This is a genomic window from Mucilaginibacter sp. PAMB04274, assembly GCF_039634385.2.
In the GTDB taxonomy this organism is placed as follows: Bacteria; Bacteroidota; Bacteroidia; order Sphingobacteriales; family Sphingobacteriaceae; genus Mucilaginibacter.
Genome location: NZ_CP155081.2, coordinates 3,715,088 through 3,728,148, shown reverse-complemented (window position 1 = coordinate 3,728,148; position 13,061 = coordinate 3,715,088). Strand labels below are relative to the sequence as shown.

Sequence of the window (13,061 nt, the reverse complement as noted above, 5' to 3'; positions counted from 1 at the left end):
AGGTTTAAGTTGTTCAGATAAAGTATAGTCTTGCTGCCTGCTACTACCTACTTAATATTATAACCCTGCTGATAAATAGAACAGCTCGTTAGCGAATTTGAAGTTCACGGCAGCCTTCATACGGGCTTTCATACGTACCACATTGTCATTGGTGTAAGGTTTCATGTACACAGTGGAAAGCTCTGAGGCATCGCCCAGCAGATCTACCCCCAGAAACAGGTTAGATGAACGAGCGCCTAAGATGGTGTTGGCTTGCCAGTGGTTCATTAACTGTAAGGGCATGCCCAGGTAATCCATCTTCTTTTTATCGGTGAAGGCGTTTAAAACATTGGTGGCACTGTTTGCCTGTGCCTGTGCATAGGCATAACCTACATGCAATGGTATTTGCAGGTTAAAATCATCCTGGCTGCGATCTGCCGGGTCAAGTTGTGAAAACACGCCACTTAATACACCCAACACGTTGCTGGCATTGATGTAGTTAATGGTTGCGGCTGATGATGTGCCCGTGAATGTAGCTGCCTTACGGGTGTTAATTTCGTTGTAATTACGTACAAGTTTAAAGGTGGTAGCGCTAAGTACTTTAATAAAGTAAGACTGCCCGGTAACATCAACTGCTGTAAGGTTGGTTGTATCCTTGCTGGTGCCGGTGGCGGCCGAAACTGTTACCACATCGCCATCAGCCAGTGTGTTGGTACTGGTTACAGTTACCACACCATTAGCATCAATACCCGTTGATGACATAGCGGTAGCTGATTTACTTAAACCAACTTTGTAAGTGTTTGTGTTGGCAGAAATTGAAGGTAACAGGCCAGTAAAAGGAGCAGTAAAGGCGGCCTCTTTTGTAGCCGATTTGCCTAGCCAGTACAAACGCTCATTAGCAATTTGTATTTTGGTAAGGTACCGCTGTACCATAAAGTCAGATAGGTCTACCGTGCCTTCGTAGTCGCCAAATGCGCCCGGGGCAAGGCTTTGGGCTTCCCAGCTTTGTACCAGCTTGTCCCATTCCTCTTGTTTCATAAACTCGTATACCACCGGGTCAAGGTAAGTTTCGTCTTGTTTGGCAGTGGTTCCCTGGTCGGCAAACATGCCCGATGGATCCTGCAGTTTTACATCGTCATCTACATCAAGCAGGATTTTTTTAGATTTTACATCATTAATTACGGTTAATAGTCCGCGTTTTACGGAATCGGCCTCAAGCAGGGTGCTGGCCATAAACCCAGCCAGCGCTTCGCCGGCATAGGTGTTGTTGGTAAAGGTAAATTGAGCCATTTAGTGAATTGTCGGTATTAAATAAGTTGCGGGTTAGGAAAATAGGTAGAGGTACAGCGTAGGAAGTACCAGATAGAAGGAGGAACAAGGGGGTAGTAGGCAATTTGTACAGGGTACGGAGTAAACGGAAGGTTGTAAAGCAAGCTTAGGATGAAATAAAGGTTTGGGTTGTTGAAAGAATAGCCTTACTCGCGTTATTCCGTACCCCGTACTTTCAACTGAGTATCGAGTTATTTACTATCTCTAACCGCTTGTTTTACGGCGTTTTGGGCTATGGTAGATTGTGGAGCGAAGAACGGTTGGCCCTCGCTTTGGGCCTTGTTGCTGCGTTTTGAACCTTCAGGTGTGAAGGTAGATTTAATTTCGTTCCTTACCTCAGTATGGGTTTGCTGCAGGCGGGCCTGGGCATTTTGCAAAGTAGCACGGGCTTCTGTTAATAGCGCATTTTGAGCGTGTAACTTGGCTTTAAGGCTGGCTAACTGGTTTTGTACGTCATGTGATTTTGTTTTGCCTTTTACTTTCTCTTCGGGCAATTGCTCTTCATCTTCTTCCATTTCAGGATCAGCAGGGCTTACTTTTTTTACTTTGCCTTTTTCAACAGCTAACTGCTGGCCATCGGAAGTGGTGTAAATGTCGTCAACGGCTGGTGTGCTGAGGTCTTCATCTTGGTACACTTCGGTGTCGTGGCCCAAATCGCCGGTGTGGTGTAGCTGGCCTTTGTCGGTCATGGTTTGCTTGTTCATTACTTTCTTAAAAAAGTTCATCATCTTATTCAGTACCGATGTGGTTTTCTCAATAAGGTCATTGTTGGGCATGTTCATGTGTTTGTGGGGTGATTTATGATTGTTGATTAATATTTTATTGATGCAGCGCTGATAAACGGCTGGTGCGTTGCTGGTGCATTTCTGCACAATGGCACTGTTGGTGATAGGCGTTTGGTAATCTTCAATACGATCTATAAAACCTAAAGCCAGGGCCTGGTCGGCTGTCATCCAGGTTACAGCGTTAATAAGGCTGTTGATGGTTACCTCATCGAGGCCGGTTTTGTCGGTGTAGATTTGGGCCAGGCGCTCCTGTACGGTGTTGAGCATTTGTACATCTTTAAGCAATTCGTCGGCATTGCCGCCGCTGCCGGCCATGGGCTTGTGTATCATGAGCAAAGCATATTTACTCATTACAATTTGATGTCCGCCCATGGCCACAATTGAGGCTGCTGAAGCTGCCAGGGCATCTATGTAAGTGACTACCTGGCCTGGGTATTTTTTAAGCAGATCATAAATGGCTATGGCATCAAAGGCCGAGCCGCCTGCCGAGCTTATGTGCAATTCTACATCCTGACCGGCAGCCTGCTGTAATTGTTGCTGCAGGTAAGCAGATGACAGGCTGCCGGAACCGATACCGTCCTGATCGGTATCATATAGATAAATTTTGTAAGGCATAATGAACAGTGAGTAAGTGTAGTGTTGGTATGCAGATGTGCGGGTGTGCAAAAGTACAAGTGATGGTGCTAGGAGTTTGGATGCTCGATTTTAGAAATAGTGCTGTTGGTTTCTATTCAGCGGGCAATCGGAGAGCCTTTGTTATTTCAACGCAGTAAATTTTTTCAGGCAATTGGGGCTAAGAACTGGCCCCGTTTGGTTGACGATTCAAATATCCGAAACTTTTTTGGTTGAAGTGCTGCCAGCGTTTTGACAGCAATAGGTTTAAAGAAAATTAAACTTATTGAATGGTATGCTGATTGGCATAAAACAAAGGTGCGAAATTTATATGATCAAAGTGCTGCCACTGTTTTGGCAACATCAGCAAAACTGTAATACGCACGCCAAACCGTGCGGTTTCCTTTGTCAAACTTAACTTCAGCTTCCAGCACGGCTTTCCGCAAACTAATATTACGGGTTTCTATCTGCAATTGAATCCACAGAAAGATTTCGCGGTAAATGAAAATTTTTTCAGTTATAAAACCTGCCTTGTACATGTCCAGGAAGGTGCCATCGTTAAACAAAGCATTTGCTGTTTGTATATTCATGTTAGTAAGAAAGTAAGTTTAAGAAATTTTGAGTAGGAGGTATAAAGTAGCGAGTACAAAAGACGAAGCATGTTGCTACAAGATTGGCCGCACCATATGAAATCTTGGCGCGTGGGTCTTTCCTCTTGCCTCCAATAGCCTAAAGGTTCACTCTGTCAACCGTTTGAGCCAAGATGCTTTGCTGGTTATTAACATCTTTAACATCCACGTAAATAGGGGGGAAGTTGTTAATAAGTTGGTAGGCCAGGGTATTGGCCAGGTCTTTCTGATCGTTCAGGGGTTGGCTGTAGTAACGACTGGCGTTGCCGCCATCGGTAAATATGCCGCCTATGGCATAGCCCCGCCCCGTATTGGGTATTGAAAAATCGCGCCCGCCGTGCGCCACGTTAATGGCGCTCACCAGGTTGCGCGCCCAGGGGTTGCGCATCGCTTCAGACACCACCACGGCTTCGCCGGAGCGCAGGTAGGCGTTGGTGTTATCGGTGCGACTGTAGCCTGGCAGAACGGCGCCACGACCATCGGATACAAATACACCGCCGGTGGCCATACCAGGCTTTTGTTTGGCGATATCGGCAATAGACATGGCCGCTTGACCAGCAATAAAAGCACCTTGGGCAATGGCCAGCGCCTGGCCTATAAAAGGCATGCCGGCGTATCCCTTAAACGATTCGATGATGGCCTGCTTGCTACTCATAATTACATCGGCTATAGCAGTGGCTTTTTTGGCTAAAAAAGCAGCTTTGTAAATGGCCGAATCTTTTTTGGTGTTTTTAAGTACTGCATCAATGTATTTATCACCAGCGTGAATTTTAGAAGCTACCAGTTTGTTCTCAAGGTCAGCCTTCTTTTTGGCATAATCGGCATCAATTTTCGTCGTGGCTTCGTTACGTGATGTGGCTGCTTGTACTGCAAAATCATGCTGTGTTTTTAATAACTCAATTTCTTTTTTTAAGGCTGCAGACTCATGACCGCCTTCTCTTGCTGTAGATATTTCTTTTTCAAGCCCCGATTCTTTTTTTGTCTCTTTGTCTATAGATTCTTGCTGGTTAATCTCAGCTTCTTTGGTTTTCTGCTCTTTTAAAATAGCCTGTTTAAGTTTGCCGGTAATCTCAAGTTGTTTTCTTTCTTCATCTGCTGCTTTCTGTGCCAGGGCTGCTTCATCAAATTTGCCCTGACCTAAAAGTTTATAAGCCAGGTCCTGCTGTTCCTTATTCTTTTTGAGTACTGCTTTCTCCTCAATGTCCAGCTTAGCTAATTTCTCTTTCGTTTCATTTTCAAGCGCCGTTAACGACATTTCCTTTACATTAACCTGGTACTGCAGTGCCATTTGAAGGATGTCTTTGTGGTATTCATCCAGCTTTTTTGCTTCCTCCTCCTGAAACTTTTTCTGAATGGCTCCTAATGCAGCTGCTTCCTCTTTTTTGAGTTGTTCAAGTGTTACCCGATTATCTTTATATTTTTTTATTAATGTTTTAAAATGGTTTTGCGTATCATAAATTTCTTTAGCGTAGTCTTTTAATAAGGACTCGGCCATCCGGGCTTGTGAGGCAAGAAGTTCATCATGAGCTTCTTGATTTAACTTTTTCTTTTCTTCCTTTATGCGCTTGGAGTTAGCAATGTTTGCTTCCCGGTCAGCTTGAAGCTTTTGCTGCCTGTTTTTGGCGGCTATAGCACGCTTTTCAGCCTCCTTTTCCTTTCGTATCCTCTCTTTCTCTGCTTCTTTTTCTTTTTGCTTCTTTTTCTCTGCAAGCTCTTTTTCTTGCTTTGCTTTTTGTGCTAAAGCCTTATCAGACTGTTTTGCGAAGGCTTCTTGAGCTTTTGTATAAACGTCTTTTACACCTGTTGTCATTTGTAAAAAACCATTTGCTACCTTTTTGAAATCTTTGTTAACAAGGCCCTCATATATTATAGAAAAGGCCTTCAACCGATTCAAAATATTTTCGTCAATAAGTTTACCTAACTTTTTTAATCCTTTAAAAGGATGAACGAAAACTTCACCAAGTGCAATTTTAAATTTGCTAAGTCCGCCTTTTATGGTATCAATTACAACACCTAACCCCCCGAGGAACTGCCTTAATAATTCTGCTCCATCTTTGGTTTTTGTAAAGTATTCTACAATAGATTCTAAGACTAATACCAGCAGTCCAAAACCGGATGTTTTTATAGCACCGCCAACACTTTGAAAACCTGTTTTTACTACTGAAAGGCCATCTTTCATGGCGTTAAAGCCCTTTGATGCAGATTCTAGTGTTGACGCAAACTCCGGGCCCATTTCTGTTGCCTTGTCTTTGATTTTATCAAATGAGGAGGTCAGTTCATGTATAATCTTTTTTTGAAAGTCAAATGAGGATGTGCTTTTTGCCAGATCCTTTTCTTGATTGTCAATGGCGATAGATAGGTCGACTATTTGTAACTTTAGATTTCTAACGGCTGTTGAGTTATTTGCATGAGTAGTGGTTAAATCCTGATATTTAGTAAGCAAATTACTTAGTAGCTCTTTATTGTAAGTTAAAGAGTTTGAAGATTCTTTCACAACTTTAGCTGCTTGTGAAATGTGCTCGTTTAGCTTCTCGATGGATTCTTTATTTTTATCAATGCTTTTCGCGTTAGTATCAAAATCTTTAGTTGTTTTTTGTAAGACTTCCGATAGCTCTTTTTGCTTGATACTAAGTGTTTTTAATACCTCACTTAGCTTATTTACATTATTTTGTATTTCAATAACTTTTTTGTTTAAGTCTGAATCAGGCTGAATATTCGTGTTTTGCATTTTTATGATATTTATTCCATTTGGCATAATTTATATTAAATAAAAACCATATTGCTATGGTTTTTACTCTTTTATTTTTTGCTTAATAAACATATAAACTGTTTGTAAAGCCTTTCGGGTGCGTCTACCTCACCTGATACATCATAAAGTTTGAATTTCTTTATAGGAGACGCTTTAAGAAGGAGCATATCAGCAGGACTTAGAATAATAGACGTACTTCTCCTAAAATCGCCATTTCTGACATCGGTTTGTACTTCCTCATTAGGTTTATTAATACGTTTGCCATTGGCTAATATGATGAATACACCCTTTCTAGTAGCCAATGCAGTAGTGGTGATGACATCAATATCAAGGGTGTACGTAGCAATGCCTTTCTGTATTATTTTAAATATTTGTGTATTGTATCTATCAGGGATATAAGTATGCTGCTTAATCGCCTGCTGAACTTGGTACTGAGGTGGTGCTGTTGATGTAGAAAAGGTTTTATACTTTTCAAATTCATCATAATCCTCATTGATATTTGCGCAGAGGGTTTCATTATCTTTTTTAACAGCTTCATTTAGTGCTTTGATATCTTCTTCACGTTCTTTCTCAAGATTAGCTTTGTACACTTCCGCGCCTTTTTGCAGTCGAGCGTAAAGAGCGGCTTTCTTTGCAAGCTCTGCTTCTTCTTCAGCTTTTTTCTCTTCGGCGGTTATAAGAAATAACGGTCGGGATTGATTGTTATAAAGGAAAAAAAAGGCACCTGTTGCGCTTGAGTAAAGCTTAAGATAGTTAAACTGTTTATTGTAAATACCTCCATCCTGGCATTCAAACGATTTTGTAACTATAGAATCATGCTCTGATTTATCTTCAGAAGGTTTAGGATAAAGTAAGTTTTTTCCATCGATTGGACCTTTAACGTTTTTTAATAGGTAAGTGGTGTATTCTCGATCAAATGGTTTTACAAAGATTGTTTTACCGACATAAATCTTTGGATCAGCTGTGAGTTGACAGAAGGCGCTGAGCTTGATTAAGACAAAAAGTGTAAGGAATAAAGTTTTTTTCATGTATTTGCTAAAAATATTGGTAAATATATATTCGTGTTTCCATATTTGCAACAATGTGGAAAACTTAATTTTAGTTTAGTTTTCTAACCTAGCTTTACCAACTCCACTTTAGTAGGCTGCCCTTTGCGCCAGCTATCAATTTTATTAATGTAATAATAAGCGCTATCTTGCTGCAGGTAAATGGGTATGAGGAGGTCAAGTTCCAGTATATCGCGTGGAGTAAGCATAAACCAGCGTACTACTTTCTTGGTTTGCTTGAGGATGTGTTCTAATTCGGGATAATAAATACTTTTAAGGCCGCTTATATTACTGCTGCCGTTGCCTGGCATATCAGCCCAACATAGGTTATATTGCCCGTCAGGCTTGTAAAAGTAGGGAACGGATAGGGTATCATTTAACACCTGGCGATGGCCGTCGTCATCTATAAAAGTAACAGTTTTGTTATTACTTAACAGGTTTAGCTTCTGATCAACTAGCAGGCGTGGTTGGGTACTTATGCTATAACTATCATCATCATTTGCTGCATCGACTTTTTTTATTTGGGCTATACTACCCAATAAAAAAGGGCGGTTAAAACTGGGCGCAAACTGACTTTCAAACAGAGTAGCTGTAGTTGGCAGCGTTTTATCGTCAATGTTTATTTGTGCCTGGCCAAAAGTTTTGGGAGTTATGGCTTCATCTTCCTTGTGTTTAAGGTAGTTCACTTGTGCATAGCTACCCAATTTAAAGCTAATGTTTTTGCCCTGATTGACGCATTTATACGTCCAATCGCGCGCTTGTGGTATATTGTTCAAGATATCTCTGAACGAAGCAAAATTTACTACGCGTTTTTCGGCATCAGTTTGGCAAATGATACCAAAGCGCTGCAAGGTATCTTTTAATAGATCCTTTTGATTTATATCGGGAAATATACGCTCGCACTGTACTTGCTGACCGTATAGCATATTTTTAGTTTTGCTTATTACCGAAAGGGTAGCGCCGGTATAGATGGTTACTATAGTGCGGCTGCTGTTTTTAACATCATACTCTATGAAAATTACTTGGCCTTCCAGTAACTCCATTTCGGCAGTTAATTTCTGATCTCTCAACTCTTCGGTATACTGACCTTCGCCATCAACTGCTTTATCGGTAAGTACGGCCATTACGTTGGTTACCTGACTATGTTCGCCGGTTTTAGGATTGATGGTTTTAAGCCTGATTTCGATGCCCCCACCTTTGGCTGGTTTGTCACGGCTGTTAACAAAAAGGCTGAAAGTGAAACTAACCGATACACTACAGCGCTGTAGTGCGCGGTAACGGTTTGTGCCCGCATCAAAAGGGTTGTTTGGAGCCGTATTGGCATGAAGAGGATAGCCGTTTACCCGGTTAAGCGGAAATGTGCCGGCATAACCCAAGTTGCGGCCTGCTGTGTGGGCTTGGCTGTTGCTAACGCTAATAGAGTTGTAGTCGCGCAGGGTTTGCTGGTCGGTTCCGTGCTCAAAATCATCATTCGCAAACTGAACGATCAGCTTATTAAACAATTCATCATTTAATAAAGAGCCCGAAGCGGTGAATCCGGCATTGCGGGCAATGAGGCCAACAGCAGTTTTTAAAAAGAATCCCGGGCGAAGTTTTTTTACGTTAATTTCGGAGGGTTTATTTTCTTCAAACTTTAAATTACCATAATCTACCACCGGCCATATCCAGCCTTCGGTTTTGTTTTGAGAATTTACCACGTTGTTCAGCGTCCAGGTATGATCATACGGGGCCCAGGGTTTTGCTGCGCCTTGTGTGGTGGTGCTATCGCCCATATCGTAAATGCTGCCGTCAATAGCATCAAAAAAATCCACATTGCCCGATAGTACAGTTAAGCTGGCCATGTTATCGTCCACACTGTTCAACTCTGCATAGCCATAGGGAATAATCTCGAGGCCGTCTTGTACTATTTTAGCATCGTAGCGGCTATAGGGCAGGCAGGCGGTAAAGGCAATATCATCCGGGTAGCCCAGTATTTGCCGGTTGCGCTGAGTAAGGGGCAGCTTAAATTGGTTGCTGGTGTTGCCCTGTTGGTTTTTTACCTCGGCCAGGTTGTTAATTTGAAAAGTAAGGGCAATGGGACTGTCGTCGCTCAAATCAACCAGTTGGTCGTTTAGGTAGAGTTGCATTGGAGTTTTAATTTTTAAGTTGTGTGGTGCATGTTGAGGTTGAGATAAGTTGCATGAGGAGATAGTTTTGGGTGCTAATTTAAACAGCCAACTTGCAACCCTTAACCCGTGCCTACTGCGTTTGTATATTTAAGCCCGGCAGGTTAAAGGTTATGCTAAAGGGGGCCTGGCCATTGCGGGTTTCATACTCGGCAAAGGTGGCGGTATTGAGTACCACCGTTTGCCATTTAGCTGGATTTTTGCTCAGCAGCATTTGCACCTTGGGCGAGTATTTTATAGACTGTAATCCTTTAATATCGGCCACAGACAGATCTTCAGCCATAACCTTCATTTTCATACCGGCGCTTTTGCTAATCACATCTTCCATGGCATCCTGGTTGGCCCAGTCTAAAATATGATTTTTGATAATAACGGCGTTCTGCACATCAAGGCTAAGCTCCTGGTTATAAACAAAGCGGTAATAGTTCCAGGAACCGGTAAGGCCAATCCAGCGCATATAAACCGACTGTTCGTCTATAGCCTGGTCTATACGTATGGTTTGCGTTTGCGTAACGGTGTGTGCCAAGCCACCCGCATCAATATACTTTAAGGCGATAGTAAAATAGTGCACCTGGTTGCTGAAGTAGTTATTGACGAGCAAGCGATTAAGCCCTACGTGTTGCGCAAGGTTTTGGGTAATGGGTTCGTTTGTGATAATTTGCCGCTTTATAACCAACTTGCTCCCATCCTGGTTAAGTAAAAAGGATCTGTCCTCATTTAATAAATAATTCGTTAAAACGCCATCGGGCAGAGGATGTCTATTTATATCCAGTGGTGTAATCTCACAAAAAAGGTCTAATCCGGCTAAATGTTCGCTGTAAATAAAGCCAATATCAAACGGATAGCCCGGACTGCAGGCCGGTTCGTTAAAGTCGGTTAGCCACCTGGCTCTGCGGCTAATACCATCTACCGTTTTAAAAGGTATATAGGCAGCCATATTACCTCCGTAGGCATCGCCCAGTTGCCGGGCCGAATAGGTAACGTAGTAAGGGTCTGGTAAAGCAACATAATTGGGCTCTGTTTCATCACCGGTACTAACATTTTGCCATACCTCTGCATAGCTGATGTTGTAGCTGGCGCTTAGGTTATCGTCACGGTAATTCGGCTGGCTGTAATTACTTTCATCTTTTGCCCTTAGCAGGCTTTGTAAAAAGCTGGAAATGTCAGCATTAGTTATACCACTGGTGTTTGGCCGGTGTGTAGCTGTAATAGTCTCAGTTTTCCGGGTTAGCTTATCCTCATAGGTTATCTTTGTTTTAACCTGGTAATATGGGCGCAGCTTATTGATGTTAACAAAGCCGGTGCCGGATGTGTTTACGTACGGCACATCGAGTATGAGGGCATTGCCTGCCAGGTCAACTTCGCTCACCTGGTAAACGCCTGTATAATTTTCGGATTCAATGTAAACATAATCTTTAGCCGCAAGGCTTGTAGTGCCCGCACTACCGGTTATGCTTAGCGCGCCATTGATATAAAACTTGGTTTTGGCATAAAATGCATACGGTTGTATGCTGCTTATATCAAAGTCGCGCCGCTTGTAGCTGAAAACGATAGGGTTAAAGGCCGCATTCCAGCGGCTGATATTGCCATTGCCTGCATCTGCGCTTGGGTCGGCAATAAGCAAGTTAGCTACGCTCTCTAACGTGAAGGAGCGGCTATCCACACAGCCTTGTGCATCTTTAATATAAGCCGTGTATCCACCACCTGTTAAGTTGGCAAATGTTGCGCCGGATTGATATTCGCTATCATTTAATTTGTATTGTATAGAACCATATGAAGAACTGGCTTGAACAGTGATCTGTCCGCCGCCAATATTACCCGGGCCGGCTAACTTGTTAATTAGAATAGCCTTAATACCTGCGTCGCAAACACCCGGCGGGGTGTAGCCTCCATCGTTTTCCTGAACACCGCCTATAATACGTGCTTCATACGGTGTTATGTTATCAACGCTTCGCTGAAGCAGAATATCGGCTTGGATGATATAACTGCTTCCTGGTATAGACACCGTCCGTTCTTGTGCTGCATTGCCATCAAAATATTCCTGAAAAGTAACTATAACGTTATTGCCATCAACCGGCTGAAAGTACTCGTCCTGAAGCTCAATGTAAACATTACCGTAGGATTCATATCCTCTGATTCCGTCAAGATAGGCGGTGGCCGGCAAATTTCCATTATTGGGTAAGTCGCTTGTTGGGGGAATATCAGGTAGTCGAGTAATCTTTGTAATTTTGGTTACTATTACGGGTATAATTGCCATAGTATGCGGGATAAGAAACAGTTAGGTGGTACGCTGTGGGTAAGCGCATTGGTTAATTACTGAAGTTTTGAAAGCCTAAATTCTGTAGCGTAACGGTTAAGCTTACTCCCGTTGTGTTCACATCATATTTATTGTAAACCGGCTGACATTTGGCCTTACTGCCAGCCATAATGCGAAACTGCTTGTTTTGATCAACTTTTAAGTGAGCGGCTTTTACCAGAAATTCGTTAGCCAGTTGCAGCGCCTGGCTAACATAAATTTCGTTGTCAGCAGTGTATTGGCCAAAATCTGTTTTATACAGAAACTCGAGGTAAACGGTAAAGCTGTTAGTAACCGAACCATTAACAGCCGGCGATAGCTCTATAGATGATAACGGGTACATGAACACGCACGGAAAGGCCTCGTCATCGGCCAGGCTGTTAAGTTCGTTGGCTGTGCCATATATGAAATTGGGTGTGCCTTTAAGCGTTTGAGTAATATTATGGATGTGGTTTCGGATAGGCATATTAAAGTAAATTTGGTAAACAGCGTATAGGTAACACCCAATTAGGGGTGTTAAAAATGTGATGCTAAGTAGGTAGATGTGAAATGACAACAAGTTGAACAGGATAAATTAAGCCGTAAGCGCCTTACTGCAAGAAAGCCGTTGCGCTGGTGCTACTTCTGCAGTTGCAAGAGTTCGGTGTAGCGCTTTTGAAAGGCAGCCTCCGTTTTGTTTAAAAGTAATTTGGTGAGCACGCGGTTATAAGGCAGGTTCAGGATATGATTCCATTTGGTGATATCGCCGCCGGCCAAAGCATTAACCGTGTTAATGTACCTGAAAGCTTCAAAGTCTTTAATGCCGGCACGCTGTTCCAAAGGCGATGAAGGTGATGCCAAAAGCCTGTTTTCGGCTTCGATAAGTGTGGATAGCTCAAAAAAAAATACTTGGCTACAGGAAGCGCAACAGTAACGGGCAGCTTTTCAATTTCTTTTGTAAATTCTGTAGCCGGCAACTCATCATAAGGGAGTTTGGTAACACGGCAGTAAAAGTAATGAGCCAATATCTGGCTGCAGAGCTGCAATGAAGGATTGAAGGTTTGCTGCCAATCTCCTTCGCCGTTTAAAGTGATGTGTTTGTTTATCTCGTCAGCAATCAAATCGCGTGCGGCCATAAACGCACCAGCTGGTTCAACTGATAAATTTTTAATCACTTTTATCACACAAGGTTTATTAGCCACATAGAACGTTATCGTTTCTGGTATATCCGAACTATTATATAAGTTTTTAATCTCATTTGCCAACACGGTTACCTGATCATTGAATACCTGCAAATCTGTGAAATGTTGTATTTGCTGCAATTCACTAAGTGGCACGCCCGATAGGATGTGGATAGCTTGCAAATCGTTTAGCCGGTCTGTTGCCTGCATGGCCATAAGTTGCCCTAACCGCAGTTCATGCAAACTGGTTGGTATAGCAACGTCAATTGTGCCCGTTAACGTTTGGAGTGTTTTTTTTATCATGTATGCGT

The 13,061-nt window shown here is 42.6% G+C and carries 9 protein-coding genes; all 9 read right to left on the bottom strand.

Features of this window, described 5'->3' with window-relative positions:
- Positions 1 to 57: 57 nt before the first annotated feature.
- The 9 genes from ABDD95_RS15630 to ABDD95_RS15590 all read right to left on the bottom strand — a co-directional run bounded on the left by ABDD95_RS15630 (position 58) and on the right by ABDD95_RS15590 (position 13,053).
- The gene (locus ABDD95_RS15630; protein ID WP_345948274.1) at positions 58 to 1,269 is read right to left on the bottom strand and encodes a hypothetical protein; all 1,212 of its coding nucleotides are present in this window, start codon (positions 1,267 to 1,269) and stop codon (positions 58 to 60) included.
- A gap of 230 nt (positions 1,270 to 1,499) precedes the next feature.
- A complete protein-coding gene (locus ABDD95_RS15625) occupies positions 1,500 to 2,708 on the bottom strand; it encodes a head maturation protease, ClpP-related (RefSeq protein WP_345948273.1) in 1,209 nt (402 codons plus the stop codon).
- Between the two features lie 332 nt (positions 2,709 to 3,040).
- Positions 3,041 to 3,295: a hypothetical protein gene (locus ABDD95_RS15620; protein WP_345948272.1), complete on the bottom strand. Its 255-nt coding sequence runs from the start codon at positions 3,293 to 3,295 to the stop codon at positions 3,041 to 3,043.
- Positions 3,296 to 3,434: 139 nt separating this feature from the next.
- Positions 3,435 to 6,062, bottom strand: coding sequence for a hypothetical protein (locus ABDD95_RS15615; RefSeq protein ID WP_345948271.1), 2,628 nt, complete (start codon positions 6,060 to 6,062; stop codon positions 3,435 to 3,437).
- A gap of 71 nt (positions 6,063 to 6,133) precedes the next feature.
- Positions 6,134 to 7,111 (bottom strand): hypothetical protein, encoded by a 978-nt coding sequence (locus ABDD95_RS15610; RefSeq protein ID WP_345948270.1) that lies wholly within the window; start codon positions 7,109 to 7,111, stop codon positions 6,134 to 6,136.
- Positions 7,112 to 7,194: 83 nt separating this feature from the next.
- Positions 7,195 to 9,255, bottom strand: a complete 2,061-nt coding sequence (locus tag ABDD95_RS15605) for a hypothetical protein (protein ID WP_345948269.1) — start codon at positions 9,253 to 9,255, stop codon at positions 7,195 to 7,197.
- Positions 9,256 to 9,367: 112 nt separating this feature from the next.
- Positions 9,368 to 11,551 carry a hypothetical protein gene (locus ABDD95_RS15600; protein ID WP_345948268.1) on the bottom strand — a complete coding sequence of 728 codons (2,184 nt, stop codon included), beginning with the start codon at positions 11,549 to 11,551 and terminating at the stop codon, positions 9,368 to 9,370.
- A 52-nt stretch (positions 11,552 to 11,603) separates the two neighbouring features.
- Complete coding sequence (locus tag ABDD95_RS15595) at positions 11,604 to 12,056, bottom strand: hypothetical protein (RefSeq protein ID WP_345948267.1); 453 nt, start codon at positions 12,054 to 12,056, stop codon at positions 11,604 to 11,606.
- A 250-nt stretch (positions 12,057 to 12,306) separates the two neighbouring features.
- Positions 12,307 to 13,053, bottom strand: coding sequence for a hypothetical protein (locus ABDD95_RS15590; RefSeq protein ID WP_345948266.1), 747 nt, complete (start codon positions 13,051 to 13,053; stop codon positions 12,307 to 12,309).
- Positions 13,054 to 13,061: the final 8 nt, after the last annotated feature.

Bases quoted from the DNA above. Each gene is read 5' to 3' on its own strand.
- ABDD95_RS15630 (WP_345948274.1), bottom strand. From the start codon at position 1,269: ATGGCTCAATTTACCTTTACCAACAACACCTATGCCGGCGAAGCGCTG.
- ABDD95_RS15625 (WP_345948273.1), bottom strand. From the start codon at position 2,708: ATGCCTTACAAAATTTATCTATATGATACCGATCAGGACGGTATCGGT.
- ABDD95_RS15620 (WP_345948272.1), bottom strand. From the start codon at position 3,295: ATGAATATACAAACAGCAAATGCTTTGTTTAACGATGGCACCTTCCTG.
- ABDD95_RS15615 (WP_345948271.1), bottom strand. From the start codon at position 6,062: ATGCAAAACACGAATATTCAGCCTGATTCAGACTTAAACAAAAAAGTT.
- ABDD95_RS15610 (WP_345948270.1), bottom strand. From the start codon at position 7,111: ATGAAAAAAACTTTATTCCTTACACTTTTTGTCTTAATCAAGCTCAGC.
- ABDD95_RS15605 (WP_345948269.1), bottom strand. From the start codon at position 9,255: ATGCAACTCTACCTAAACGACCAACTGGTTGATTTGAGCGACGACAGT.
- ABDD95_RS15600 (WP_345948268.1), bottom strand. From the start codon at position 11,551: ATGGCAATTATACCCGTAATAGTAACCAAAATTACAAAGATTACTCGA.
- ABDD95_RS15595 (WP_345948267.1), bottom strand. From the start codon at position 12,056: ATGCCTATCCGAAACCACATCCATAATATTACTCAAACGCTTAAAGGC.
- ABDD95_RS15590 (WP_345948266.1), bottom strand. From the start codon at position 13,053: ATGATAAAAAAAACACTCCAAACGTTAACGGGCACAATTGACGTTGCT.